The organism is Lactobacillus apis (genome assembly GCF_002837055.1).
Lineage (GTDB): Bacteria > Bacillota > Bacilli > Lactobacillales > Lactobacillaceae > Lactobacillus > Lactobacillus apis.
Window position 1 is genome coordinate 439,032 of sequence record NZ_PDKP01000001.1, and the last position, 26,742, is coordinate 465,773.

Genomic DNA, 26,742 nt, shown 5'->3' on the forward strand with positions numbered 1-26,742 from the left:
TTAATGGCTACAAAAGAACGAATTCGTGAAATGCCACTTGAGCAAGTCATGGGTGAACGTTTTGGAAGGTATTCTAAATATATTATTCAAGAAAGAGCCTTACCTGATATTCGTGATGGCTTGAAGCCCGTACAAAGAAGAATTTTGTACGCAATGTACCAAGATAATAATACTTATGATAAGCCATTTAAAAAAGCTGCTAAGGCGGTTGGTAATATCATGGGTAACTTTCACCCTCACGGTGACAGCTCTATCTATGGCGCATTAGTCCACCTTTCTCAAGATTGGAAAATGCGTGAGCCGCTAATTGAAATGCACGGTAATAATGGCTCAATGGACGGTGATGGTCCTGCAGCCATGCGTTATACGGAGTCTCGTCTAAGCAAAATTTCCAATATGCTTTTGGAAGATATTGATAAAGATACTGTCAATATGGTGCTTAACTTTGATGATACTGAATATGAGCCGACAGTTTTACCTGTACGCTATCCCAATTTACTTGTTAATGGTTCAACAGGTATTTCTGCTGGTTATGCTACAGAAATACCTCCACATAACTTATCTGAAGTAATTGATGCGACTATCTATCTCTTGAAGAATCCTGATGCAACACTTGATGAATTGATGAAATTTGTTAAGGGACCAGATTTTCCAACTGGGGCGATTGTTCTTGGTAAAAAAGGTTTAAGAGAAGCATATCAAACTGGCCGTGGTCGTATTCAGGTTCGTGCTAAGTCAACAATTCAAGAAATCCGCGGGCATCGCGAAGAAATTATCATTACAGAGATTCCTTACGCAGTAAATAAAGCTTTACTTGTCAAAAAGATGGATGAAATCCGTCTTAACAAAGAAATTGATGGTATTGCGGAAGTACGTGATGAGACTGATCGTCATGGTTTATCCATTGCGATTGAATTAAAAAAGGGTGCAGATGCGCAAAACATTTTAAACTACTTGTTCAAGAACACCGAATTACAAGTTTCTTATAACTTCAATATGGTTGCCATTGATCATATGACGCCAATGCAAGTTGGATTGAAGCATATTCTTTCTTCGTACTTGGAGCATGAAAAAGATGTTGTCATTAAACGGACAAAGTATGACTTGAATAAAGCAGAAGCACGGCTTGAAATTATTCAAGGTCTGATTCATGCGATGGATATCTTAGATCAAGTAATTAAGGTTATCCGTGCATCTAAGAACAAGACTGAAGCTAAGAAAAATATTTCGGAGCAATTTGATTTTACTGAGCGTCAAGCAGAAGCAATCGTTTCTCTGCAACTGTATCGCTTAACCAATACCGATGTTGATGCCTTGGTAGCTGAGCAAGCAGAACTTGATAAAAAAATTGAGCAGTATCGTACACTTCTGTCCGATTCAAAGGTTTTAGACAAGGAAATTATTAAAGAACTGTCAGCTGTTAAGAAAGAATTTGGAAATCCACGAAGAACAGAAATTTCATCAGAAACAGCACAAATTAAAATTGATGAAAAGGCGTTAGTAGCGGATGAACAAGTTCGTGTATTGATTAGTAAAGACGGCTATTTAAAGCGCTCTTCATTAAGATCATGGCAGTCAAGTGATGATGAAGAAAACGGTCTTCCTGATGGGGATGAAGTCGTATTTGAGAAGACTTTGTCTACGCTTACTTGTCTATATCTCTTTACCAATCATGGTAATGTGATTTTTCGTCCCGTTAACGAACTAATTGAGACGAAATGGAAAGATACTGGACAGCACCTATCACAAGAAATAGGTTTAAATAATGATGAACAAATAATTCGTGTCTTTGATTTTGAGCAACTAGATCAAAAGGTTAACTTCTTAATTGCAACAGATGATGGCTATATTAAGCAGCTACAATTAGCAAACTTACAGCCAACCAGAACATATAAATCGCGAGCAATTACTGCGATTAAAATGAAAAATAATGATAGTAAGGTTGTACGAGTTGACTTGGTTCAACCGGATTCTAAGCAAGAAATAATTTTATTTACTCATAATGCTTATGCAGTTCGCTATGACATTAGTGAAATACCGGAATCGGGTGCAAAGGCCGTTGGAGTTAAATCAGTTAATCTGAAAGATGACGACTTTGTTGTATCTTATGTCTTAATTCAACCTGACTACCTTGATCTAATGCGTGTAGGATTAATTACCCAGAGAGGAGCATTTAAGCAGTTTAAAGCCAATCTGATTAATAAAGTATCTCGGGCCAAAAGAGGAGTTCTCGTTCTACGTGAGCTGAAGAATAATCCACACCGCGTTGTTGCTGTTGCCTCATATGGTCAAGATCATACTTTAATGATTACGACTTCAAGTAAGCGACACATTAAAGTGAATACGAACGAATTTCCACTTGGAGATCGCTATTCAAATGGTTCATTTGTGATAGATACTACAAGTGAAGGTTTACCTGTTAGTTTAAGAATCGGTAACCCACTTAGTTCACGGTAAATAATATTTATACATACACTGTTATTTAATAGAGCTTGCGGCAGTATATTTTGAACTACTCTTTGACATGAAGGGGTTTTTGAACGATAATAGCATATAAATAGAGTTATATTATTGTTAAGATAGAAGGATTAATTTATATGCCTAAAACAGATACAATACTATCAACAAAGTCGTTACATTATTTTTTGCAATTAATCGATACCATGAATTACACTCAGGCGGCGCAAATTTTAGGAATTACGCAGCCAGCCTTAACTCAACAAATTAAAAAGATCGAACATGCAATTGGGACACCTTTATTTGGGCAAATGGGCAAGAAACTCTATCTAACTGAAGCCGGCAAGCAATTACAAACGGGAGCAATTAAGCTTTTAGGAACAATCAATTCTGTTGTTAATGATATCCAGGAGTTTACTCAAGCTGATAAAGGTAATATTTCAATTGGAGTTTTAGACAGTGTTAGTTCTGAGCTATTAAGAAAATTTTTAATTCGTTTCAATCAGCAAAGTCCAGATATCACAATTAACGTTTGTTACTTTAATCGCAAAGATTTGTGGTATAACCTCGATAATAATTTAATAGACTTTGGGTTGTTCTATGTACCTGCAAATATAAAGAAAAGTCAGGTTAATCTGCATAATCAATATGAGTACATGCAGATTTGTGAAGACCGGATTACAGTATTAACTCATGATCACGAATTAGAAGCAGGGAAGGCTTACCCTTCTTCAAAATTTATGGACAAAAAGTGGGTGGCATATCCAGACAACTTTTACTTAACACAGTTGATGAAGGAAAAATTTGGTAGCAAAATTAATGCTAAGAATGGTATGAAAGTTCCATTGAGTTTTTCTTCAACTGAGCAATTAGTAGAGACTGCGGAAGAAACAAGTTATGACACATTTGTCAGTTCTTCATATTATCAACTGCATAAGAGTGAAATTAATTTAACTCCTGTATATATAGAAGGTACTCCAGAATATTCTGTTTCAATTATTTATCGTAAGGGTAAGATTGACGTGCCACGTATTAAGAGCATTTTAACGGAACTGAAAAAGTTCTTGGACGAATAACTATTATTAGGTAAACTACTAAGTAAAGAGATAAATATAAAAGAAAAAGAGGAAGATTAATGGAAAAAGAGCTAATTTTTGGTCACCAAAATCCTGATACAGATGCAATTGGTACTGCAATTGCATATTCATACCTACAAAATAAATTAGGCTATAATACTGAACCAGTAGCACTTGGTGAAGCTAATGATGAAACTGCATTTGCATTAAAGAAATTTGGTTTTGAAGCACCTAGAGTAATTAAAACTGCTGCTAATGAAGTAGATAAGGTAATGTTGGTTGATCATAATGAGCCACAACAAAGTGTTTCTGATATTGACAAAGTGACAGTTACACACGTTGTTGACCACCATAGAATCATGAACTTCAACACAACTTCACCATTATTCTATCTTGATGAACCAGTTGGTTGTACAAGTACAATCATGTATGACTTATATAGATATAATGATGTCGAAATTCCCAAGAATATTGCCGGAATTATGCTATCAGCAATTATTTCCGATACTTTGCTATTAAAGTCACCAACCACTACTGATAAAGATAAAAAGGCTGTTGAAGCTTTGGCTGAAATAGCAGGTGTAGATTACCAATCATACGGTTTAGAAGAACTAAAGGCTGGTACAAACATTGCTGATAAGTCTGAAGAAGAGTTAATTGACCTTGATGCTAAGAGCTTTGAGCTTAACGGTCAAACAGCTCGTGTGGCTCAAATTAACGTTGTTGATCTTCCTGAGGCAATGGAACGCAAGGACAGCTTCTTGAAGGCAATGGAAGATGCGTCAGAAGCTGAGAACTATGATTTATTCATGTTGCTAATTACTAATGTACTTGATTCAGATTCAAAAGCACTTGTAGTGGGAAATGATAATGCTAAAGCTGCTTTTGAAAAGGCCTTTGGCAAAGTTGTTGACTCTGAAATTGACTTACCAGGTGTTGTTTCTCGTAAGAAGCAGGTAGTACCTCAATTAACAGAAGCTTTTGAATAAAAATTTAAATTAGTAAAACAAAAAACGAGCTAAGTAAAAACTAGCTCGTTTTTTTGTTTGATATTTAATTTGAAACAATTATTCTTTGTTTATTTCTTTAGCTAAAACAATAAAAGATTTACATACTCGTTCAGCTTTTTCTGGAGACATCTTTCTTAATTCATTAAGAACTTTTTTGATAAATACAGGTGTATTATCATGATGATTTTCGACTTTAACTTCTTTAAAGCGATAAGCATTCATAATGATGTCTGGAGTAGTAGTGTTCAGGGCTCTAGCAATTGAGTCGAGTTTCTGAATACTAATATTCTGATTCTTAGTACGTTCAAGACGTGAAATGAAGTTAACTGACAAATCGCTTAACTCAGCGAGATCCTCCTGCGTCAGTTTCTGTTCACGTCTACGACGGCATATTTCTTTTCCTAAATTTATACTCATGGAATAAATTCAACCCTTTCAAAAATATAATTCCATCTTCCATAATAACAGAACAATTATAGAATTAAAAATTAAAACAATAAAAATAATGAACAAAACAACTTAACTAATAATGTAGTTAAAGCCACAGATTAGCAAAATTGTTTTTTAACTATACCCCAGATAGTATTGTAGGACAAAAACAAAAAAAAGCAAATAAAAAGGGCTAAAAAAATAAACCTAAAGTGAAGAGATAAAAGCTTGCAAATAATAGTTTAAGCCACCAAAAGAGGTGCTGTCAATGCTATTCAAAATTTCTTTAAGACCAGTTTTTGGACAATTAATAATAATATATAAACTATAAATAGTAAATACAGAAAGCGCTTTTTATAACCATTTATTTAGTTTCAAAACCAAAAATAAAAATAGTAATGAAGTAGCATCATTGATGCACTTAAATAAATAACATTCAAAAAAGCAATGTGCTAATTCACTAATATATACCGGTTAGGAATTGTCGCTAAAATATAAATCAACCAACTAATTCGATTTTTGTCTGTTTTAGCTTTTTTAAGCATTAACAGGCCATCATTTTAGTTTTTTAAAATGATTAGTAGGAAAAAAGAAATAAAAAGAAAATTCATTTGAAAAGTAGGACTTATGATTTTTTCATATGTATAACTTCGTATAATATATATTATGTAAAGTTAAATATAAAAAACTGAAGAGAATATTATTTATCAGTGAGAGCATTACTCGTGTATTTAAATTACTAGTACTAGCATCAAACTTTTTTGTTAAGCAAATGTTTGAGTTCAATTGTCTAAAAAGATCAGTTTAATAGGACCAAAATACTTTTGTTTACGGATACTATCTTCTGCTGTGCTGTTAGAGTGATTTTAAGCGCGTCAAAATCATTTTTGCTCGAAACTGATCAAAAGATTAGCTAACTCGGCAGAATTTTCACTCAATTAAGGTAGAAAAACGATTTTCGAACAAAAGTAGAAAATTGTCGAAATTCACTGTTCAGTTAATTATATTTGTAGAGAAATTAGGGCGTTTATTCCTTAAAGGATCCATATGGTCAAAAAATGAAGTGGCTCAACTATTTTTTGAGTTGCTATCATTAAAACTATAATTTTAATGATAGGTATAAACGTACACTATTAGCTACTTAGTCAAATTTACTTGAGTTTAATTTGTTTAAAGTTGTCAAAACAAGTTTAACTTTTTTATCAAAAATTTTATGGCGTATTTAAAAAGCTAATCTTAGGTTTAAAGATCAGCTTTTTAAATTCTTCGTAGCAATTCAAACTGGTTCTGCGGTAAAAATACAAAATGTCAGTTCGATTTAGATAGATTTGCGGACAAGTTAGAGACGTGAGCAAATGCCTAATAAATCATAGGAAACCACCAATAAAATAGACTTTACCTCATGAAATAGATAAAAACCACCCCTCTTCTCTAGTGTTTTGATAACCTAAAGTAAATATTCCTTACGCGTCAAGCTATATGATGGTTGAGATGAATTAATTTGTTAGGATGTACTTTATAAAATAAATGCTATGTAAAGTAGTCTGACTATTACTCACTCCCCCATCCTTCTGCTCCCCTAGTTACAAAATAGGATTAAATCACTCTTTTTAGCAAAAAGACAAACATACATTCCGTTTTTGCTTTATAATGATAAAAAAGCATAGTTAGGAGAACTACGTGGAAACTAAAAAGTACTTAGACCTTATTGAAGAAGAATTGAAGAGAATGCCTGATTTTGTTAAAGAGTATAATTTTGGTACCAATCACTCATTAGCAACTTCTTACCAATATTTGACGGAAATCAGGCGTTTTTTTGATTGGTTAAGGCAAGAAGGAATATCTGACGCTGAAGACAACCAGCATATTACTACTGATACTTTGGCTAATCTTCAGCGTAACGACATAATGCTTTATATCAATTACTTGGGGCATGTTAAAAACCAACAGGGTAATTTAAATTCCCCTACTACAATTAACCGTTCAATCAATGCATTGCGCTCTTTATTTAAGTTTTTAACCATCACAGCCGACAATAACAATGGTGAGCCTTATTTCGAAAGAAATGTTATGTTGAAGATTGACTCACTTAACAATACAAAAACGTTAAACTACCGCGCACATATTTTGGAATCCCACATGTATACTGGTGATTTAAAATATCAGTTTTTGGATTTTATTGATAAAAATTTTGAAAAGCAGTGCAACAAGCATGCCCTGCCATCTTTTAAAATCAATAAAGAACGCGATATGGCAATTATTGCCCTTATTTTAGGAACTGGAATAAGAGTTTCTGAGTGTGCAGGAATTGACTTAGCTGACATCAATTTAAAGAAAGCCACACTTGATGTAACCCGTAAAGGTGGTCAACGCGACAGTGTACCAATTGCAAAGTGGACGATTAAGTATTTGAACAGTTATCGAGAAATACGTAAGAAGCGTTATTTTGCTGATAAAAAGCAGAATGCCTTTTTCCTTACCAGATGGCATGGTCAAACTAAGAGAATTACAACTAATGCAATTGAAAAAATGGTTAATAAATATTCGGCAGCGTTTGGCCATCCGTTAACACCGCATAAATTGCGTCATACGCTTGCCTCCGAACTTTATGGTGTAACTAAAGATCAAGTCCTCGTTGCACAGCAATTGGGCCAAAAAGGCACATCGGCAACAGACTTATATACGCATGTTGACCAAAAGAAACAGCGTGATGCTTTAAATGAAATTGCAAATATTAAAAATCAAGGAGAAAAAAAGCTGGATTAACTATCCAGCTTTTTTATGTTAGTCACAAATAACTTGCCAATGCGGATCATGTGCAGCCTTTAAGCACATTTTTACTTCATCTGCAGTAGTACGATTTACTGATAATGGTGGAAGATGATCAACGTCAAAATAATCATATTCGGTCGTTTCAGTGTTTACAACGAATTTACCGCCAAGTTCTTTGCAAAGGAAAAAGACACTGCAACAATTAATTGCACGCTCTACTCTTTTTTGATTATGAACATTAACGGATTTATCAATTAGCGCAATTACTTTTTCAATTTCAACTTCGCGTCCAGCTTCTTCCTTAACTTCTTTGATGCAATTTTCAGTCGTTGTTAAATTAGGATCACACCACCCACCTGGCATTGACCAATGTTCATCAGTCGTTTCTTTAACAAGCAAGATCTTCTCGTCGTTAAAAATCGCGGCGCGAACTGCTAATTTTGGAGTCTGGTAACCATCATCGCTACTAAAGAGTTCTTTTACCTGTTTTATTGGTAAACCAGTCTTAGCAGACATCATTTCTGTAGCAATTTCCCTAATTCTGGTATATCGCTCTAGGTCAAACCGGTCGTGACCGTATGCTAATCCGTCTTGAGCAAGACTTTGAAGTTCAATTGCCCAATTAGTAAATTGATCTCTTTTTTCCATGTTTATTTACCTCAAGTTACAAAAAAAGCAGCCTATAAGCTGCTTCTACTTAACCCAAATCAATCTTATCAATATCGATCATCCAGCCAATTGCAAACGATTTTTCACCCAAGTGCGTAGCAATTACCGGACTAAAAGTAGTGACAGAATAATTCTGGTTAGGGAACTCTTTCTCTATCCACTCTTTAGCTTCATTGACCTGCTCACTATCATTTGAGTCAATAATGAAAAGCTTGATTTTATCTTTATAAGGTAATTCATCAATTTTTTGAGTAGTCAGCTTTTTAATTCTTGAAAAAGCACGCTTCATTGAGCGAATTTTCTCAAATGCAACGATATTACCGTCCTTAAAAGTTAACAGTGGTTTGATATTAAGCATTGAGCCGATAAATGCACCAGCATTACTTAAACGACCACCTCTACTAAGGTTATTCAAGTCATTAGGAACAAAAATTTCGTCAATTGTGGAACGAATTTTTTCAACTCGTTCAAGGATGGTATCGAGATCTAACCCATTTTTAATCATTCTTGAAGTGGCCAAAACCAAATCACCTTGTAAACGAACAGTCATTCTTGTATCAATTGGATGTAGATTATATTTTGGATGATTCTCCGCAATATTGCATAAAGTATGATAAAACCCAGAAATACCACTGGATAAAGTAATCGCAATGATTGCTTCATAGCCTTCATCATGTAATTCATCGAAAAGCTTAATCATATCGCCAATGCTTGGTTGAGAAGTCTTGGGAAAATCAGCCCCTTGTCTTTGCATTTCAAACAATTGATCAGGTGTGATATTGATATTTTCCAAGTACTCTTTTCCACCTATGATAATTGGAATAGGAACAACAACTATATTGTTTTCTTCAGCTTCTTTTTTAGTAATAACGCTAGTACTATCAGTAACCAATGCAATTTTCATCTAAATAACCTTTCGATTCTAATCTGTACAACATAGATGAATTATAGCATAAAAAAACAAGTGGTTCGACTTTCTATTTAAGTGAATTCTTCTCTGCTTTTTTGACTAGTTTATTAAACATACCATTAAAAACTGAGATATCTTTATCAGAAAAACCAGCAAATAAGTTTGCTTCGATCTCTTTCAAAGAACTTTTGAGTTCTTTGATTTTGGCAATCCCTTTTTCATTAAGAACAACAGTTTTACTAGAATCATTTTCTGAGCGAGTAATAATTACTAATTCAAGCGTTTTTTTCTGTTGTAGCTGTCTGCTCAATGTGGAAAGAGAGATTTTAAGCTTGTCAGCTAGGTCACCCATTTTGAGGGCAGTATTATTATTCTTGCCAAAATATAGCAGAATACGCGTTTGTGAAAGATTTAAGCCACATTTTTTACTAATAGTTTTTTTAATACTTTCTGCAATTGTACTAAAAGATAAAATATCCATCTAACTACCTTTTTCTTATAAAGCAACAAATAAAAACAATTTCCTGTTAATTCAATTTGTTAAAACGACCATCAGCATGAATGATATATGCCAAGTTGTGAAACAAATAAATCATATGTAGCAATCAAATTGCTACAAAAGCTGTTATATTATTTTTAGCTTATAGTTATGTAGCAACGATAACCATAAATCTATATTACCAGTATATCTGCTTTTTGCAATAAATAATTTCGTAAGATCGATTAGTTAATATAGTAATATTAGTATCTTATTTTCAGGTAGAGGCTACTTTCTTTAGATACTTATTTGTAAATAATTGGTATAATAGAAAGCGTATTTTGAGGTGATATTATGGCATTTGACGGATTGTTTATTCATAGTCTTTTAAAGAGTATTGAACCAGTTTTAACTGGTGGCAGGCTCTCAAAAATTTACCAGCCTTTTGATCAGGATCTGGTTTTAACTTTTCGAAAAGAACGAAAAAACTACCAATTACTTATTTCTGCAAACGCGCAGTATCCACGCTTCTATTTAACTAAGCAATCAATAAGTAATCCTGATAAGGCACCTACTTTTGTTATGGTGTTAAGGAAGTATCTTGAAGGATCAGTGCTTCAAGGAATTGATCAAGTTGGCGTAGATCGAATTGTAAACTTGCATTTTAGCAATCGGAACGAGCTTGGCGACCAAGTTAAACTAGTCTTATCGATTGAGTTAATGGGACGACACAGTAATGTTATTCTCTATAATGAATATGATGGTCACATTATTGATTTGCTAAAACGAATTAACCCTGATGAAAATCGGGCTAGAATGTTGTTACCCAAAGCTAAATATGAACTACCACCATTGAATCCTGGTGTTAATGGCTTTGAGTTAACTGAAGATGAATTTAATAAGCAAAAGTCAGAGCAAGAACCGCTAGCTTTTGCTCGCCAAATTGGTGGGCTTGATCGTGATGATAGGAATGAACTAACCGGTTATTTAGAAGATGATTACTCTTACTCATCTTTTTCAACTTTTATCGGTCAATTTGATAAAAGCGGAGCATTCATCTTACAAACTCCGGAGCATAAACAAAAAATATTCTCGTACCTCCCCTACCATCTTGACTTAACTAAGGAACGCTCATATTCGGACATTAATGAAGCTCTAGAGGACTTTTATCTTGATCAAGCCAACCAGGATTGGGTTAAGCAAAAATCCGGTCAAATAGAGCGTCTAGTAAAGAATGAGCAAAAAAAGTTGACCAAAAAAATTGGTAAACTAAATAAGCAATTGGATTTAGCTAAAAATTCTGAAGGTTACCGAATTCGAGGAGAAATTCTTAATGCCAACTTAAATCAGGTTAAACCAGGTATGACGAAAATCGAATTACCTAACTATTACGAAAATAATCAGCCGATTGAGATAAAGCTTGATGCTGCTCTTTCTCCTGCTCGAAACGGCCAAAAGTATTTTACACGTTATAAGAAGCTTCGTGATTCAATCAAACACGTCAAGGAACAAATTAAAATTGCTCAGGATAATTTAGCCTATTTTGATTCGGTACAAACTGCAATTGATAATGCTGAACCGCAAGATATTGACCAGATTACAGATGAGCTAACAGCTCAAGGCTATTTGAAAAAGCCACAAAAACAAAAGCGGAAGAAGAAAATATCAGAACGAAATTTGAATAAGTTTAAATTGTCCTCTGGAAAAACAGTCTTAGTTGGTAAAAACAATTATCAAAACGATTGGCTAACTTTAAAGAAGGCAAATAAGACTGACATCTGGTTTCACGTTAAGAATATTCCAGGCTCACATGTCATTTTGCAGGACGACGATCCAACTGATAAAGATATCGTGGAAGCAGCTGAAATTGCGGCTTACTTTTCAAAAGCTAAAAACTCAGCCCACGTGCAAGTTGATTATGTTCAAGATAAGCGTGTAAAGAAGCCAAATGGGGCAAAGCCAGGTTTTGTAATTTATACTGGGCAAAACTCAATTGAGGTAACCCCAGAAGAAGAACGTGTTTTAAGTAAAAGAATAGACTAAAAAAGAGGATAATCATTTATCCTCTTTTTTGCTTAAAGTTAAGTTTTTAAATTGGTTGAGTGGTTAGTGACAATGATTCAAGAACCCTTAAGATTAATTCTGTTGTTTCAATACTTGAAAGTACCGGAATATGAATATTTAAAGCTTCATCGCGAATTCTTGTTGCATCTCCGCTAGCTGAATCAGATAAATCGGTAATATTGACTACCATGACAATTTTTCGCTGTCGTATTTTGTCTAACAGACTATTTGAGTCTGAATGAATTTTACTTACCACTCCAGTAGTAATCCCTGCTTCAGCCAAGCAATTAGCAGTTCCTTCTGTGGCAATTATCTTAAAACCAAGCTGATAAAAGCGTTTAGCAAGCTCAGTCATTTTCTTTTTATCGGCATCACGCACTGACATGAAAATTGTACCAAAACTAGGAATATGAATACCACTTGCTTCGTATCCTTTATAGAGTGCCTTAGACAGTGCAGTATCACGTCCCATAACGGATCCAGAAGATTTCATTTTGGAGTCAAAGGTGTTCTCACTATGATAGTCGATGTATGAGAACACTGGCATTTTAACATAAATGAAGTTATTGGAGTGCCATAAGCCTCGTTCATAATCTAGCTCATTTAAGTTTTTACCAGTTAAAACTTCAGTAGCACATGCTGTAATGTCCTTGCCCAAAGCCTGGGTTAAAAAAGCAACATTGTGGCCGGCATATGGCTTTATCTGTAACAAATAAACATTGTCTTTAACAATTAAGAAATGGAGTGTAAAAATTCCCCGTAGTTTAATTTGTTTTATTAAGTTAGTGGTATATTCAGTCAAACGTTTTTGGTCTCGTGTAGACAGATTTTGTGGCTTAAACACAGCAATTGAATCAGAAGCATGAGAACCACTTTGTTCTAGGTGCTCGATAATACCTGGTATAGCAACGTTTTCACCATCTGATATGGCAGTAATTTCATACTTATTGCCTTCAATAAAATGTGACAATGAAATTTTGGATAACTGATTTTCATTCAAATACTTTTCCAAAGCCGGTTTATCATAAACAACTGCAGATTTTTGCTTTACACCTTGGCTATTGAAACCACCAATTAAAAGTGGAAAATTATTTTCTTCGATAAATTTTTCTCCAGCTTTTTGATCTAAAGTGGTTATCATTTGGGTTTGCCTTAGTGAGTCTAATGAAGAATTTAAGACTTGCTCAATTCGATCTTTGGGATTAACGTCTCCCGTTCCTAGAATACTCAAGCCATTGTTCATCAATCTTTTTGCTAAGCCACTAATTTCTTTGCCTGAAAATTGAAGGAGAACTTCTTTAATCCCTTCTTTCTCGGCAATATGAACAATATTTTCAACTGTGATAGGTTCAAAATAGACTTTATCAGCTTTTTGATAGCTGGTAGCAACAGATTCGTCATTATTGGAAATAATTACAGTGTCATATTTATTATTATGTAAAGTATCTATTGCATGACTTACCATGTAATCAAATTCACTAGTAACTGATACCTGTGAAGGCAACATTCCAACGATTAGTATTTTCTTTTTTGAATCTAACTGGATTGATTCATCTTGTACGCCGAAAGCACTATAAAAAGCGTGCACCTTTGGTTCATAAACACCAGCTGAACCGTCTATTTGCAAATAAGCTGGCTTTAATTGGAGCCGTTTGATTCGCTTCTCTACTTCTTTTAAGCTGATTCCAGTTAAATCTGAAATCAACAGGTTACGGAAACCTCTCTTTTTTGCTTCGATTAACAAGTCGTCAGTAACTTCTTCTTCGGCTAATTGACGACCAAGATGCGCAAGATGTTCAAATTTTTGATAATAGACGGGATGGATGCTGATGATTTTTTGCAAATCCTGGTATGTAAAGCCTTTAGAGATTGCAGCTAATAACTTAATTAAGTGAAGCTCATCAGGATGAAGTAAATCTTCAATTATGTCCGCGTCATTTTTTGCTATTTCTTTACGGAACTCATTAATTGCAATTTTGACATTAACGGTTGATGCTAAACCCTTTAGAAAAGCTGATTCAAAATTTTGGCCAATTCCGATTGCTTCCCCACTCGCCTGCATTTGACTACCAAGTTGATAATGGTTAGTGCCAGACTGAGTTAACGACCAAAATGGCAATCTGATTGCTATTTTATCCTGTGCTGGCTCAATCGCTGCGTTGAGTCCAGACATTGGATCTGTGATTTCATTTAGATGGTAGCCAATAGCTACTTTGCAAACAACATAACCTAAACTATATAAGCCAATTCTTTGTGACCAAATTGCGCTACGAGTTAGTCGTGGTTTAATGGACAGGACGCGCACCGCAAAATTGGTACCATCATGTTTGACCGCAAAATGAATGTTTAAAATCCCAACAATGTTCAGATTAGCAACAATTTTTTTGGCGATTTTTCTCAAAGTTTGGACTTGGTCATTATTAAGCGTTAAAGCAGGCATTACTGCTGCTGAATCGCCAGAGTCAATGGAAACTGGTTCAATATTGTCCGCCAAACTAGTAAATAAAACATTGCCATTACTATCTCGGATAATATTGAGAATGATTTCTTCCCAATTAGAAAGATCTTCAGTTAAATAGTAGCGATTTTCAGGAAAATCTTCATTTTGACGCTCTTCTTTAAGATAGTCTGCAATATCTTGCGCATTATCAAAAAGCATTTTTTTATCGTCTAAGTATGGCTTTTCCTTAATTAACAGAACAGGATAACTAACTTGTTCTGTTAGTTGCTTTTCAATTTCATCTGCTGTAAGCCCAGATAATTTTAAGTATCTGCTGGCTGAAATTCCGTTTTTAGTTAAAAAAGCGGTCATCTTCTCTTCTGTATTAACTTGAAGAGTCTGTTCATTAATCGTAAGTAACCGAATACCCATTTGACTCAGAATGCCATCGCTTACCAATTCACGTGTGACTTTTATTCCCATCGTGGAGCCATAAGCTGAGATAATGGCACTCGGCTCTTCCATCCGGATAATTCGTTTTAAGAAATCCAGTGTCATAGGTTCCAAGTAGGTTGTCACTTTAGGCTTTTTGTCAGTTGAAACTGTTGCAGGGTTTGGATTTACCAGAACAACCTGAATATCATCTTCAACTAGTGCTTTGATTGCGTCACTAATTAAAATGTCGGTTTCAGAAACACTACCAATTAAGGTGGGTCCTGATCCAATGATGAGTACTTTATTTAAATCATTATCTAAAGGCATAATTACACCATCATCTTTATAAAACTGTCAAAAATTTCCAGTGCATCTAGACTACCAGGAGCCCCTTCTGCATTAAAAGCAGTAGCAATTACCTTTTCTTTTTTACTACTAAAACCAGCTATTAGATTACTATGTAAATCAAGATATGATTGGTCAAGTTCTAGTTGAATACTAGCAGGTGCGACTAACTGGTCAATATTCATTGCAGTTTGCCAAATTTTGTTTGAATGTTGCTCAATCACTGGAAAATTAGTTCCATTGTAAGTCCTGGATAAATTGACAAGTTCAAAATTCAAATAATCACTCAACGCCAAAAAGCCTAAGCCAATTCCCCATAATGGAGATTTACCATAAAAGGCTTCAAAAATAGGGCTGAGAGTAGGACTAACTTCTTCAACTTTACCGGGACCACCTGAAACAATGATACCATCTGGCCGCAAATTTTTAATATCAGGTACAGAAACGTCATATGGTAAAACGGTTGCGTTTATTTTTCTCAAAGATAATTCGCGCAGCATTGAATGCTTCAAACCCAAATCAATGATTGCTACAGTCTTACCAACATTTGGTACAGCATACGGATTTTTAGTAGAAACACTTGCAGACTTATTCTTTGGTAGAACTAAGGCTTTGATTTGATCAAAAGCATGTTCATCGTCAGTATCCATAATTGAAGCTTTAATTGTTTTTTCTTTAACTAAGCGATGGACAAGAGCCCTGGTATCAATATTCGAAATTGCAGGAATATTCTTTTCCTTTAAAAAAGAATCAAGATCTTGAAAATTCTCACTATCAGAAATATTTTTAGCCACATCGTTGACAATAATGCCTTTTACTGTGGGATTAATACTCTCATAGTCAATAGCATTAATTCCGTTACTACCAATCATAGGGGTAGTAAAAACCAGAATCTTACCGGCATTGGTCGGATCTGTTAACGCTTCTTGATATCCAAAGTTGCTCGTTTGAATTGCTAATTCACCAGTTGAAATAATTGAGGCGCCAAAGCCTTCTCCAGCAAATGAACTACCATCTTCAAGAATTAAAAATCGCTTCATTTAATCACTTAGTTTCTCTTAGTTCGGTTAGTTTCTGAGTAAAAATTTTTGGAGGATCAACTTTGAATTCTAGCCACTGATTTGTTTTAGGATGATTAAAACCTAAGACTGCAGCATGTAAAAATTGACCATGCCCTTTTAAGGTATGATGCGGTCCATACAACGGATCGCCTGCTACTGGGTGCCCAATATACGCTAAATGAACCCTAATTTGGTGTGTCCTTCCAGTTTCAAGTTGACATTGAATCAAACTATAATTTTGAAATTGTTCTAAAACCGTAAAATGAGTAACAGCATTTTTACCAGTTTCAGTTACAGCCATTTTCTTTCGATTAAAATGATCTCTACCAATTGGAGCATCAACTAAGCCTGAATTTTCACCAAAATTACCATGAACAATTGCAAGATATAAACGTTTATTTGTTTTGTGCGCTAATTGTTCTTCTAAACACTCACGTGCCTGAGCATTTTTAGCAATCATTAATAAGCCTGAAGTATCCTTATCAATTCGATGAACTATCCCAGGTCTAAAACCTTCAGGACTAGCTGCTAAATCTTTGGTATGGAACAACAATGCATTGACTAATGTATGATCGGGATGTCCCGCTGAAGGATGAACGACAATGCCTTGCGGCTTATTAACCACTATAACGTCTTCATCTTCATAAACAATGTCCAATGGGATATTTTCCGGATCAATTGATAATGGTTTCAGTGCAGGAACATCGACAACGATATGATCGCCTTGTTGAACTTTATACGAAACTTTTTCGTTAACGCCGTTTACAAGAATATGGTTTTCTTTAACCAGTTCCTTGATTCGTGTGCGTGATAAAGTGCTTATTTTTTCAGCAATAAACTTATCTAAACGTTCATTTTCGTTTGCGACTTCTAATTCATATCTTTCAGGCATTAGTTTTTATCACTTTCATCAAAAAAGAGTAGGTAAATAAATACCAGAACAATACCAACAGTAATTGCAGAATCCGCAAGATTAAAAATATTAAAGTGAATGAAATCGACTTGAATCATGTCTATAACATATTTCAAATGAATACGGTCAATCAAGTTGCCAATAATACCACCTAAAACCAAAGCAATACCAAACTTAAATAATTTGCTATGAACATTGGCTTTAAATAGATAGTAAAGGCATACGAAAATCGCAATGGCACTGATAATGTAAAAGAGCCACATTTGACCAGTCAGAATATTCCAAGCTGCTCCACTATTTTGAAGATAATTAAAAGATAGAATGCCAGGAATAATCTGATGGACTTCACCGACTTCATAATTAGTGGCGATAAAATGCTTAAGAACTTGATCGCCGCTAACGACAACCGCAGTAATAATAAGGTATAAAAAACTCATACTTTAAACTTAGAATAACCCGCTAATTTTACCGTTATTGTCAACGTCAATATCAAGTGCTGCTGGATGTTTTGGTAATCCTGGCATATCTAAAACATGTCCAGTAGTAATCACGATAAAACCTGCACCATTCTTCAAACTTGCACCTTTGACATGCAAAGTGAAATCAGTCGGAGCGCCCAACAATTTTTGATTATCAGTAAACGAATATTGTGTTTTAGCAATGATAACGGGTAATTTGTCCTTCCCCATTTTTTCTAATTCGTGAATATCACGTTCAGCTTTTTCGGTGTATTCAACGTTACTTGCGTGGTAGATCTTTTGTGCTACTTTTTCAATCTTAGTTTTCACTGGATCATCATCGTTGTATGTTGATTGCAGGTTGGCTTGGTTTGAGTTTGCTAAGTCAATAACTGCTTGAGCTGCTTCTACACCGCCTTTAGAGCCTTCTTCATGATAGTCAACTACTATTGCATCGATTCCTTGTTCTTTAACCAAGTCTTGCAACAATTCAAGCTCTTTTTCTGTATCCGTAGCGAATCGATTAATCAAGACAATTACAGGTACATTGTAGTTTCGCATGTTGTTCATATGACGTTCTAGATTTTTAAAGCCTTCGCGTAAAGCATCAAGATTTTCTTTGTCTAGATTGTCTGTTGAACCTTCTGCTTGATATTTAAGAGCACGAACAGTTGCAACAACAACGCTAGCGTCAGGCATCTTTTCTAAGTGTTTTGAAACAAAGTCCATAAACTTTTGTCCGCCCAAATCACTACCAAAGCCTGCTTCAGTTAATGTGTAATCACTTAAGTGAAGAGCCAAGTTTGTTGCCATCACGGTATTAGCTCCATGAGCAATGTTGGCAAAAGGACCACCATGAACAAGTGCAGGTGTGTGCTCGATTGTTTGAACTAAGTTAGGCTTAAGAGCATTAGATAGCAGTGCAGCAATTGCGCCTTCGAAATGAAGATCTTTTACGTAAACTGGCTGATCATCTTTAGTGTAACCAACTAGCATTAAACCGATACGTTTCTTCAAGTCGTTGATGTCAGTTGCTAAACACAAAATGGCCATTAATTCATTTGCAACGGTGATTGCAAAACTTGATTTATGTTCAACACCGTTAAATTTTGAGCCTTGGCCAATTGTAATATTACGCAAGCTACGATCGTTTACGTCAATTCCACGCTTAAGCAAAATACGATCCGGATCAAGGTTTAGTTCATTTCCTTGATAAATATAGTTGTCAACTAGGGAAGCTAAAGTATCAATTGCAGACGTCAAGGCATGCATATCACCAGTAAAGTGAAGGTTAATGTCTTCCATTGGAATGACTTGAGCTTGGCCACCACCAGTAGCTCCACCTTTTAAACCAAAAACTGGTCCCATTGAGGGTTCACGTAAGGCAATTACAGTTTTCTTGTGTAATTGATTATTGATAGCATCACCTAAGCCGATTGTCATAGTTGACTTACCTTCGCCAGCAGGTGTTGGTGAAATAGATGTCACTAGGACCAATTTACCTAAATGATCGTTTGCCATTATTTTATTGATAGCTTTCCAATTGATTTTGGCTTTATCATTGCCATATGGTTCAATATCGTTTTCATTTAAGCCGATTTTTGCAGCGATTTCTTTGATAGGTAATGCTTGAGCATCTTGAGCAATTTGAATGTCTGATTTCATTGCGCATGCCCCTTTCTATATATAAAAATTTAATTGTTAATGTTTAAAATGCTTTCAGTCTTTTCATATTAGAATTTAGGTCCCACCCTTTTAATAACTTAATACTAATTATAACAAATTTTGCTTAATATTATTCGCTTATTGGTAACGATAGTAAAACTTAATATTCCTGTTAATTAAACTTACTAATTCCTAACAGATAGTATGTTTGCAAAGTAGAAATCTTAATTTCATAGACATTGAAGAACTGCCAAGTGTAGCGTAACTTTGGGGCAACCTGACAGTTGATTTTCTTTTTAAATGGAAGTTTTAAAATCATTTTAGTCCAATATGAAGCTAAGTAAGTATAGATTACTAGTAGTAAAAAAATAATTCCAAAACAAATTGCAGGCCAATTTACTGCTTTCGTGCTTTCATAAGCTAGCGTTAAGGTTGTGAAAAGAACAATTAGCAGCCAGCTATAGTAAATAATGCCGACTCTTCCTAAAATAATAAAATGGTGTTTTTTCATTAATATCTCTCTTAATAATCTATTTGCACCTGTAAATTACTATGATCAGTAGTATCATACAGCGTCTTTAAATACTTGGAAAAACGTGGGCGCTGGGTAACCAAAAGCTTAAATTCTGATGACGAATAAAGTTTGGCCAAGTCACTTTGGCTAATGTGGTTATGCCCTGTAAAGTAGTTATAATTCATTTCAATGAATAAGTGATCCACTTTTTGAAGTAGCGCGGAATTGTTTGTGGTGTCATCCTTTTGACTAGAATTATTCGTTAAATTATGAAGTTGAATTTCCTTTAAATAATGATGAAAATTCATTAAAGTAGGATTTTTTTGTTCTTCAGTAGTTAAATATGGTGTCATATTAAAAATACGCCGTTCATATTGAAGTGAATTTGGTGTGATTTTGACAACACCGTAAGCTTGGTCATAAGAGCAGAAGCTTGAAGTTACAATTTCAGTAGTTGGCGTTGGAAACTGTGGATCAACGATGTTTTGAGCATGAATATGACCAGAAAAAGCCGCTTTAACATCATATTCCTTACATAATTGCCGAATAAACGGAGCATTATTTAAAACAAAGCCTTGATTTACTGCAGGATTATGAGCGTACAGATTATGATGCATAAATAAAACAGGTTTTAAATGATGAACTTTTGCAAAATCTAACTGCTTTCCAAACCAGACTAATTGTTCTTCGTTAATTTGACCAGCTGTAGATGGTGCACCGATTGCCTCATGTTGACCATAGATATTAGAATCTAACATGAAAAACAAATAGTCAGGATTAAACTGGACACAATAAGCTAGAGAATGATGATCTCTTTTTAATGCACATTCATAAGAACTATTAAAAACTTTGCGCCAGTTTACAGGACTAATTTGTTCAGTGTACAGTTGTTGATCTTTTTTAAATTCTCGCGCCCAGCCATCATAAATATCATGGTTTCCGGGTACAACTAGGAGCTTAGTGTCAGTTAAGGAGCTAAATATCTCTTGAAACTTTTGTGCAGAAATTAGTTCACCGTTGAAAGTAACATCACCGGTAACAATAATTGCTGCTGGCTTTTTTTCGTTTGCCATCTTACAAAAAGCACGTAAGGCAATTTCCTGGTAATCTAAGTCCTTACCTTGACTTGTTTTCTGGATGTTTCTAAAAGCTTCCCCACCATCATGCAAAGAATCTGCGATTAAGTGAGTGTCGGTTATAATCCAAAATTCATCATTTAATCTGTCAGTAATCATTTTTTCTTAGCCCAATATTGATAAAAGTCAACACGTAAATTTCCGTTGAATAACTTACGTTTCTTTGTAGCAGTTTTTCCGAAAAATTGTTCAAACTCTGGATCACCCACTAAATAGTATTGGCTAAAGTCATCGTACTTAGAAAGTGCTTCTCCCATTTGAACATAAAGCTCTTCGGCAGTCTTTTTCTCTTTAAGACGCTTACCGTATGGCGGATTAGCAATAATTACACCATTTTCTAAATCAGTTGCAAAATCTTTAACAGCTACTTGCTTGAAATAAATATCCTGTAAAACCCCTGCATTATTAGCGTTCAATTTGGCGATTTCTAAAATTGATTGGTCTATATCACAAGCCCAAATTGGTTGGTCAAGGGTTCTAACCTCTGACCTTGCTTGTTCTAAAAAATCATCATGTAAATCAGGATCAAACCAATCAAAATCATCAAAAGCAAATTTCCGCCAAGTTCCAGGAGCAATGTTTCGGCCAATTAAGGCTGCTTCAATTGCTAAGGTACCAGATCCAGTCATTGGATCAATCAAGGGATGCGTTCCATCATAAGGAGTTAACTTAATTAAAGAAGCTGCAAAATTTTCTTTTAAAGGAGCTCCACCGTGCTCAATACGATAGCCACGCTTGAATAAACTTGCGCCAGTGGTATCAAGAGAAATTCGGGCAAGATCTTTATAGATATGAATGTCCAAAGGATATTCACTACCTGTTTCAGGTAAAAAGCCACGGCGATGGTACTGATCAGACATTTTATTAACAATCGCTTTTTTAACAATTGATTGGATACCTGGCTCCGAATGTAGTTTAGAACGAACTGAACGACCTTGAACAGGGAACTTTGCATCAACAGGCAGTAATTCTGCCCAGTCAATGTCATAAACTTGATTATAAAGGGTATCAAAATCAGTTGCTTTGAACTCTTTAAGTAGAATTTTAACCCGATCTGCAGTTCTTAGCCATAAGTTAGTCTTAACTATGTCAGATTGGTCACCCTCAAAAAAGACACGACCATTTTCAGTACTTGTTTCATAGCCAAGTGATTGCAATTCTTTTGCTACTACGCTTTCAAAGCCAGCACCCATTGTTGTATATAGTTGATATTTTTTCATTTATTAACTCTTTCGTTTAAAAAAAGCGCTGAGCCCTTTGAAAAGCTCAGCGCTGCCATGCAAATTTCTATAAGCCACGTTCTGTTCCAGTAATTTTGGCATAATTACCTTCAGCAGCCATCTATCTTTGCTAAAAAGCAATCCAACCATTTAGTTCATTTCCTTTTGGTTGAGACGCCCCCACCAAATTTGGGTTGCACACTCGCAGGGTTTACCTCGTTCCACCAAGAGTGTTTCCACTCAAGCTTCGTCACTGTGGCACTTTTCAGAATATTCATGCATATTATTACTAACTTAGCATTTTTTTCGCCGTAATTGTTTAAAATCCTTTAGCTTATTGGGCTAAATACGATCACTACAAGCATCGCAGCTTGTGTGTGCGTGGACTTTCCTCAGCCTGACTTAAAAAGTCAAACCGCGACTGCTCAAAATTTGCACTATTAAAAATTATAACAGAGCTTACTCTTTTTGTAACCCATAAACTCGTTGCTCAAGGTTGTAAACTTTACGTTCTAGGGCTGAAATTCGTTGAATTATTGCCATATTTGTTGAATTCTCTGTTTGTGAGTCGTCGCTAAGTGAATTAAACGCATCACTGCTTTGACTTGGGTTATATGTTCTAACCGTATCATCAGAATGAATTGGCGTAATTCGTCTTGTTTTCTGCAAATCAGCGGGAGTCTCCTTTGGCTGATTATTCATTAATTCACCTTGCAGTTTACCAATCTGGCCGTACAAGTCTTCAATGATTTGTTCAAATGTGTCGTAATCAGCAATCACTTGATCCAAAAAAGCATCGACTTCATCCGGATCAATTCCCTTAACTTTTGTTCTAAATTGTTTTTTTAAAATATCCTGAGTGGATAGTTTGATATCATTTAAATCTGCCATGAATAAAAGCTCCTTTAATATTCCTCTTTTATTCTAGCAAAAAGCCCCCTTTCTTAAAACTAAAAAGCTAAGCTTAGAAAAAGTTTTATATTTAGTTGATAAAATTGCTTTCATCATGGTCCGATTGATATTCTTCAGCAAAATCTTGCAAATCATAAAAGTCAATTAATTCTAAAGGATAATCGTTTTCTTCCTGAAAGTTTTTAATTGCGGTATAATCGAACTTAGGTTTGCCTGGGGTTTCAGGATCGTAAATCATCATTGCTCCATCAGTATGCAATAACATGAAATTTTGATAGTTTCGCAACTGAACTGGGCTTTGATATGGCTGATTAGAAGTAGCTGCAAAAAAGTCAACTTGACTCTTAAGAGTTAAAAATTTGTTTTGGTTTGCCTCATTCCAGCGATTAGCAAATTCTTCATATGGAATAATAATTGAAACATGCAAAGGGTATTTCTCTCTTAAGCTGATTGCGACTTCGCAAGCCCACTGCTCGATTCCAAGATTAGCCCCAGTAATTAGCCAGTCAAGCTGATCGTTTTCTAGCAAATCGATTAAGCGCTTTTCTATTAGTAATTTAATTAACTTTATTTTAGGGTCCTTATCACCGAAAGTATTTAGCTCATAATTTCGGTATCCTGTTATCCAAAGACGTTGCATAGTGAAAGAGATGGCTCCTTATTCAAAAAGTTTACCTTTATTGCTATAATGCTAGCAGGAGTGAGATTGATGGTCAAATATCCGAGCGGCAGCTCTGCCGCTTTTCGTAAATCCAGCGATAAACCTAAAAAAAGAAAAAAGTATGTCCATAAAGATGACATTAATTTTTCTGATCGCGGGATGACTCTTGAACAAATGATTAATGAATCAAACAAATATTATCTAACAAAAGAAATTGCGGTTGTTCATAAAAAGCCAACCCCAATTCAAATTGTTAAAGTAGATTATCCTAAACGTTCAAGAGCTGTTATAAAAGAAGCTTATTTTCGCCAAGAATCCACAACGGACTATAATGGTGTATATAAGGGTTATTACCTCGACTTTGAGGCTAAAGAAACCAAAAATAAAACGAACTTTCCTTTAAAGAACTTTCATGAACACCAAATTATTCATTTGGAGCAATGCTTAAAGCAGCAAGGGATTTGTTTTACGATTATAGGTTTCACTGCACTTAATAGATACTTTGTTACCCCTGCAAGTGCAATTATTAAAGCTTGGTGGGAAAAGGACAAAAGTTCAGTAACCATAGAAGAAGTTGAAGAATGGTCAATTGAAATTAATTGTGGTTTTCAACCCACTTTACCCTATTTAGAGGCAGTTGATCAATTCATTGCAGATAGGAAATTAAATAATGGCAAACAGAAATTATAATTCAGATAATGGACGCGAATCACGAGAAAGTTACCGTAAAAGTCTGCCAAAACCATTGTGGCGACGAATAATCAGCTGGCTATTTTTGGCTATTTTTCTACTACTGCTTTCAGGAGTTGGACTTTTTGCATATTATGCCAAGGATGCTCCCAACATAAGTAGAGCTCAACTACAAAGTGGTGGTTCAACTGCTCTTTATAATACTGATGGCAAGTTTCTACTTTCATTGGGTTCTGAAAAGAGAATTTACGCTAAAGATAATTCAGACATGCAGTTATTAAAGGATGCAATTGTATCTGTTGAGGACAAACGCTTTTATAAGGATAAACTTGGCATTGATCCAATCAGAATTGTTGGCTCAATGTTGACAAATGCTAAAAACCAAAGTGTCTCAGCGGGTGGTTCAACGATTACACAGCAGTTAGTTAAGTTAACCGTCTTTTCAACTGATCCTTCCCAAAGAACACTTCGCCGTAAAGCGCAAGAAGCATGGTTAGCAATGCGTGTGCAACGAGAATATACGCATGATGAAATTCTTGAGTTTTATATCAATAAGGTATATATGAACTACGGCAATTATGGGATTGGTACTGCAGCAAACTTTTATTATGGTAAGAAAATCGGTGAACTTGACTTGGCACAAACGGCACTACTTGCTGGAATGCCTAATCGACCAACAGTATATAATCCATATGTCTACCCTAAATATGCTAAGTATCGCCGAGATCTTGTATTAAAAGCAATGCTCGATAACAAGAAGATTACTAACGAACAATATCAAACGGCAAAAAATGAGAGTATCACTAAGGGAATAAAGCCACATCGCCAACGTGCACAATCTGATTTACGCAAAATTGATGATCCGTATATTAAAGAAACTATCCAAGAAGTAAAAGCTAAGGGCTTTGACCCTTATCGTGATAACCTAAAGATTACAGTTAATATTGATCAAAAAGCCCAAAATAAATTATACGAGTTAGCTAATAGCAATCAGGTGCCTTTTACCAATGACAAAATGCAGATTGGTGCATCTGTTGTAGATCCAAGTAACGGTCATGTGGTAGCTATAATTGGTGGTCGCCACCTACCTTCCACGGTTCAATTAGGACTTGATCGTGCTGTTCAAACAAGTCGGTCCACCGGTTCTTCAATTAAGCCAGTTCTTGATTATGGTCCTGCAATTGAATATTTAAACTGGTCAACGGCTAAAATGTTAGATGATAGCAAATACTATTACCCTAACACTGATATTCAACTCTATGACTGGGATAACAAGTATGATGGACTAATGACAATGCGTCATGCGCTAGAACAATCACGAAATGTTCCTGCTGTTAAGACTTTGAAACAAGTTGGTGTTAAGCGAGCTGCAAAATTTGCTGGTCAAATGGATATCCATGTTCCTAAAAATTCTGGTCTTTCTGTAGCAATTGGAGCTGATGCGTCAAGTTTGCAAATGGCTGGTGCCTATGGTGCTTTTGCAGCGAACGGAATCTATCATAAGCCACAATTTGTTTCGAAGATTGAGACTCCTGATGGCTTGACTAGAAATTATGACTCTGAAGGTATTAGAGTGATGAGCAAGTCCACAGCTTATATGATTACAGATATGCTTAAAGGCGTTATTAAGCGTGGGTCAGGAACTAATGCTCAGATTAAAGATTTATATCAAGCAGGAAAAACCGGATCAGTCAAGTATTCCAATGAGGAACTTGCTCGCTACCCTAGTTACGGTTCTACGCCAAAAGACTCTTGGTTTGTGGGCTATACGCAAAGCTACTCTATCGGGGTATGGACTGGTTACGATAATCTTAAAGATGGTACTATTTCAGGAATTGGCCAACAATCTGCACAACTCTTCTATAAGAACATGATGACTTATATGATGAGAAACAAGCAAAATGTTGATTGGCAAAAACCGAATTCGGTAATTAGAGCCAAAATTGTCAAAAACTCTAATCCGCCAATGGTGTCTTCAACTGGTGAATGGCAACTATTTGTTCGTGGCCATGCTCCTGCTGGAATTGTTGATGACACTAGTGACGATAAAGACGATGACTCAAGTTCAACCAATTATAATGAGCAAAAGCGTACAGTCGCCCCAAGAAAGAAGTCTTCTGATAATCATTCGGATGATAACAAAAATGATACAGGACATGATCGTGATCAGGGCACTGCAAATAATAATTCTGGTAAGCCTGATAAGGATAAAAACAAAGAAAAGCCAAATCAAAATAATAATTCTGATACAACTGAAAACAATCAAGGTAATGATTCTGGCTCACAAAATCAGTCTTCTGAAGAGCATGAACATCATTAAGTATTAGAGAAAAAAACTTCAACTCAATCTATGAGCTGAAGTTTTTAATTGCATTGAGTACTAGTAGTAAATCCCTACTCTTTATTCACATGACTTAACAAAGAGCA

The 26,742-nt window shown here is 35.2% G+C and carries 21 protein-coding genes and 1 other RNA gene; 7 read left to right on the forward strand and 15 right to left on the reverse strand.

Annotation, left to right across the window (positions count from 1 at the left end; translation table 11 throughout):
• Positions 1 to 3 precede the first annotated feature (3 nt).
• The 3 genes from parC to CRG87_RS02160 all read left to right on the forward strand — a co-directional run bounded on the left by parC (position 4) and on the right by CRG87_RS02160 (position 4,522).
• The gene (parC, locus tag CRG87_RS02150) at positions 4 to 2,457 is read left to right on the forward strand and encodes a DNA topoisomerase IV subunit A (RefSeq protein WP_074425370.1); all 2,454 of its coding nucleotides are present in this window, start codon (positions 4 to 6) and stop codon (positions 2,455 to 2,457) included.
• 140 nt (positions 2,458 to 2,597) lie between these two features.
• Positions 2,598 to 3,533: a LysR family transcriptional regulator gene (locus tag CRG87_RS02155; protein WP_074425368.1), complete on the forward strand. Its 936-nt coding sequence runs from the start codon at positions 2,598 to 2,600 to the stop codon at positions 3,531 to 3,533.
• 59 nt (positions 3,534 to 3,592) lie between these two features.
• Positions 3,593 to 4,522, forward strand: a complete 930-nt coding sequence (locus CRG87_RS02160) for a manganese-dependent inorganic pyrophosphatase (RefSeq protein WP_074425367.1) — start codon at positions 3,593 to 3,595, stop codon at positions 4,520 to 4,522.
• Positions 4,523 to 4,600: 78 nt separating this feature from the next.
• Here the strand turns inward: CRG87_RS02160 and CRG87_RS02165 are convergent, their stop codons facing one another.
• On the reverse strand, positions 4,601 to 4,960 hold the full coding sequence (locus CRG87_RS02165) for a helix-turn-helix domain-containing protein (protein WP_046306868.1): 360 nt from the start codon (positions 4,958 to 4,960) through the stop codon (positions 4,601 to 4,603).
• Between the two features lie 1,692 nt (positions 4,961 to 6,652).
• On the opposite strand from CRG87_RS02165, the gene xerS reads away from it, so the two are divergent.
• Entirely contained in the window at positions 6,653 to 7,738 is a 1,086-nt protein-coding gene (gene xerS, locus CRG87_RS02170) for a tyrosine recombinase XerS (RefSeq protein WP_074425365.1), read from the forward strand.
• 18 nt (positions 7,739 to 7,756) lie between these two features.
• Here xerS and CRG87_RS02175 read toward each other — a convergent pair whose 3' ends face one another.
• From CRG87_RS02175 to CRG87_RS02185, 3 genes are all read right to left on the reverse strand, one after another.
• On the reverse strand, positions 7,757 to 8,392 hold the full coding sequence (locus CRG87_RS02175; protein ID WP_074425363.1) for an NUDIX hydrolase: 636 nt from the start codon (positions 8,390 to 8,392) through the stop codon (positions 7,757 to 7,759).
• A 49-nt stretch (positions 8,393 to 8,441) separates the two neighbouring features.
• Positions 8,442 to 9,317 (reverse strand): DegV family protein, encoded by an 876-nt coding sequence (locus CRG87_RS02180; RefSeq protein WP_074425361.1) that lies wholly within the window; start codon positions 9,315 to 9,317, stop codon positions 8,442 to 8,444.
• 73 nt (positions 9,318 to 9,390) lie between these two features.
• Entirely contained in the window at positions 9,391 to 9,804 is a 414-nt protein-coding gene (locus tag CRG87_RS02185; protein WP_074425359.1) for a MarR family winged helix-turn-helix transcriptional regulator, read from the reverse strand.
• A 351-nt stretch (positions 9,805 to 10,155) separates the two neighbouring features.
• On the opposite strand from CRG87_RS02185, the gene CRG87_RS02190 reads away from it, so the two are divergent.
• Positions 10,156 to 11,844: an Rqc2 family fibronectin-binding protein gene (locus tag CRG87_RS02190; RefSeq protein WP_074425357.1), complete on the forward strand. Its 1,689-nt coding sequence runs from the start codon at positions 10,156 to 10,158 to the stop codon at positions 11,842 to 11,844.
• 46 nt (positions 11,845 to 11,890) lie between these two features.
• Here the strand turns inward: CRG87_RS02190 and CRG87_RS02195 are convergent, their stop codons facing one another.
• The 11 genes from CRG87_RS02195 to CRG87_RS02245 all read right to left on the reverse strand — a co-directional run bounded on the left by CRG87_RS02195 (position 11,891) and on the right by CRG87_RS02245 (position 23,604).
• The gene (locus tag CRG87_RS02195; protein WP_074425355.1) at positions 11,891 to 15,067 is read right to left on the reverse strand and encodes a carbamoyl phosphate synthase large subunit; all 3,177 of its coding nucleotides are present in this window, start codon (positions 15,065 to 15,067) and stop codon (positions 11,891 to 11,893) included.
• Positions 15,068 to 15,069: 2 nt separating this feature from the next.
• Positions 15,070 to 16,125: a carbamoyl phosphate synthase small subunit gene (locus tag CRG87_RS02200; RefSeq protein WP_074425354.1), complete on the reverse strand. Its 1,056-nt coding sequence runs from the start codon at positions 16,123 to 16,125 to the stop codon at positions 15,070 to 15,072.
• Between the two features lie 4 nt (positions 16,126 to 16,129).
• Positions 16,130 to 17,038, reverse strand: coding sequence for an RluA family pseudouridine synthase (locus CRG87_RS02205; RefSeq protein ID WP_074425353.1), 909 nt, complete (start codon positions 17,036 to 17,038; stop codon positions 16,130 to 16,132).
• A complete protein-coding gene (gene lspA, locus CRG87_RS02210; RefSeq protein WP_074425351.1) occupies positions 17,038 to 17,496 on the reverse strand; it encodes a signal peptidase II in 459 nt (152 codons plus the stop codon). The genes CRG87_RS02205 and lspA overlap by 1 nt, the downstream gene beginning before the upstream one ends.
• Positions 17,497 to 17,505: 9 nt before the next feature.
• Positions 17,506 to 19,182, reverse strand: a complete 1,677-nt coding sequence (locus CRG87_RS02215; RefSeq protein WP_074425350.1) for a formate--tetrahydrofolate ligase — start codon at positions 19,180 to 19,182, stop codon at positions 17,506 to 17,508.
• Positions 19,183 to 19,354: 172 nt separating this feature from the next.
• Positions 19,355 to 19,693 carry a hypothetical protein gene (locus tag CRG87_RS02220; RefSeq protein WP_046306880.1) on the reverse strand — a complete coding sequence of 113 codons (339 nt, stop codon included), beginning with the start codon at positions 19,691 to 19,693 and terminating at the stop codon, positions 19,355 to 19,357.
• Between the two features lie 11 nt (positions 19,694 to 19,704).
• On the reverse strand, positions 19,705 to 20,931 hold the full coding sequence (locus CRG87_RS02225) for a metallophosphoesterase family protein (protein ID WP_074425349.1): 1,227 nt from the start codon (positions 20,929 to 20,931) through the stop codon (positions 19,705 to 19,707).
• On the reverse strand, positions 20,928 to 22,052 hold the full coding sequence (locus CRG87_RS02230; protein WP_074425347.1) for a THUMP domain-containing class I SAM-dependent RNA methyltransferase: 1,125 nt from the start codon (positions 22,050 to 22,052) through the stop codon (positions 20,928 to 20,930). Before CRG87_RS02230 ends, CRG87_RS02225 begins: the two co-directional genes overlap by 4 nt.
• 65 nt (positions 22,053 to 22,117) lie before the next feature.
• An RNA gene (gene rnpB / locus CRG87_RS02235) (RNase P RNA component class B) lies at positions 22,118 to 22,485 on the reverse strand.
• Positions 22,486 to 22,511: 26 nt separating this feature from the next.
• Positions 22,512 to 22,943 (reverse strand): DivIVA domain-containing protein, encoded by a 432-nt coding sequence (locus CRG87_RS02240; protein WP_074425345.1) that lies wholly within the window; start codon positions 22,941 to 22,943, stop codon positions 22,512 to 22,514.
• Between the two features lie 91 nt (positions 22,944 to 23,034).
• Entirely contained in the window at positions 23,035 to 23,604 is a 570-nt protein-coding gene (locus CRG87_RS02245; protein ID WP_074425343.1) for a DUF1273 domain-containing protein, read from the reverse strand.
• A gap of 69 nt (positions 23,605 to 23,673) precedes the next feature.
• Between CRG87_RS02245 and recU the strand changes: the two genes are divergently transcribed.
• Both recU and CRG87_RS02255 read left to right on the forward strand, forming a co-directional pair.
• Positions 23,674 to 24,315: a Holliday junction resolvase RecU gene (gene recU, locus CRG87_RS02250; protein WP_046306885.1), complete on the forward strand. Its 642-nt coding sequence runs from the start codon at positions 23,674 to 23,676 to the stop codon at positions 24,313 to 24,315.
• The gene (locus CRG87_RS02255) at positions 24,296 to 26,635 is read left to right on the forward strand and encodes a transglycosylase domain-containing protein (RefSeq protein ID WP_074425340.1); all 2,340 of its coding nucleotides are present in this window, start codon (positions 24,296 to 24,298) and stop codon (positions 26,633 to 26,635) included. The genes recU and CRG87_RS02255 overlap by 20 nt, the downstream gene beginning before the upstream one ends.
• Positions 26,636 to 26,742: the final 107 nt, after the last annotated feature.

What these genes read in the sequence shown, in the direction of transcription:
- CRG87_RS02195 (WP_074425355.1), bottom strand. Translation starts at nt 15,067, where the DNA reads ATGCCTTTAGATAATGATTTAAATAAAGTACTCATCATTGGATCAGGA.
- CRG87_RS02230 (WP_074425347.1), bottom strand. Translation starts at nt 22,052, where the DNA reads ATGAAAAAATATCAACTATATACAACAATGGGTGCTGGCTTTGAAAGC.
- CRG87_RS02190 (WP_074425357.1), top strand. Translation starts at nt 10,156, where the DNA reads ATGGCATTTGACGGATTGTTTATTCATAGTCTTTTAAAGAGTATTGAA.
- CRG87_RS02200 (WP_074425354.1), bottom strand. Translation starts at nt 16,125, where the DNA reads ATGAAGCGATTTTTAATTCTTGAAGATGGTAGTTCATTTGCTGGAGAA.
- lspA (WP_074425351.1), bottom strand. Translation starts at nt 17,496, where the DNA reads ATGAGTTTTTTATACCTTATTATTACTGCGGTTGTCGTTAGCGGCGAT.
- CRG87_RS02185 (WP_074425359.1), bottom strand. Translation starts at nt 9,804, where the DNA reads ATGGATATTTTATCTTTTAGTACAATTGCAGAAAGTATTAAAAAAACT.
- CRG87_RS02220 (WP_046306880.1), bottom strand. Translation starts at nt 19,693, where the DNA reads ATGAAAAAACACCATTTTATTATTTTAGGAAGAGTCGGCATTATTTAC.
- CRG87_RS02240 (WP_074425345.1), bottom strand. Translation starts at nt 22,943, where the DNA reads ATGGCAGATTTAAATGATATCAAACTATCCACTCAGGATATTTTAAAA.
- CRG87_RS02160 (WP_074425367.1), top strand. Translation starts at nt 3,593, where the DNA reads ATGGAAAAAGAGCTAATTTTTGGTCACCAAAATCCTGATACAGATGCA.
- CRG87_RS02205 (WP_074425353.1), bottom strand. Translation starts at nt 17,038, where the DNA reads ATGCCTGAAAGATATGAATTAGAAGTCGCAAACGAAAATGAACGTTTA.
- recU (WP_046306885.1), top strand. Translation starts at nt 23,674, where the DNA reads ATGGTCAAATATCCGAGCGGCAGCTCTGCCGCTTTTCGTAAATCCAGC.
- CRG87_RS02215 (WP_074425350.1), bottom strand. Translation starts at nt 19,182, where the DNA reads ATGAAATCAGACATTCAAATTGCTCAAGATGCTCAAGCATTACCTATC.
- parC (WP_074425370.1), top strand. Translation starts at nt 4, where the DNA reads ATGGCTACAAAAGAACGAATTCGTGAAATGCCACTTGAGCAAGTCATG.
- CRG87_RS02225 (WP_074425349.1), bottom strand. Translation starts at nt 20,931, where the DNA reads ATGATTACTGACAGATTAAATGATGAATTTTGGATTATAACCGACACT.
- CRG87_RS02180 (WP_074425361.1), bottom strand. Translation starts at nt 9,317, where the DNA reads ATGAAAATTGCATTGGTTACTGATAGTACTAGCGTTATTACTAAAAAA.
- CRG87_RS02155 (WP_074425368.1), top strand. Translation starts at nt 2,598, where the DNA reads ATGCCTAAAACAGATACAATACTATCAACAAAGTCGTTACATTATTTT.
- CRG87_RS02255 (WP_074425340.1), top strand. Translation starts at nt 24,296, where the DNA reads ATGGCAAACAGAAATTATAATTCAGATAATGGACGCGAATCACGAGAA.
- CRG87_RS02165 (WP_046306868.1), bottom strand. Translation starts at nt 4,960, where the DNA reads ATGAGTATAAATTTAGGAAAAGAAATATGCCGTCGTAGACGTGAACAG.
- CRG87_RS02245 (WP_074425343.1), bottom strand. Translation starts at nt 23,604, where the DNA reads ATGCAACGTCTTTGGATAACAGGATACCGAAATTATGAGCTAAATACT.
- CRG87_RS02175 (WP_074425363.1), bottom strand. Translation starts at nt 8,392, where the DNA reads ATGGAAAAAAGAGATCAATTTACTAATTGGGCAATTGAACTTCAAAGT.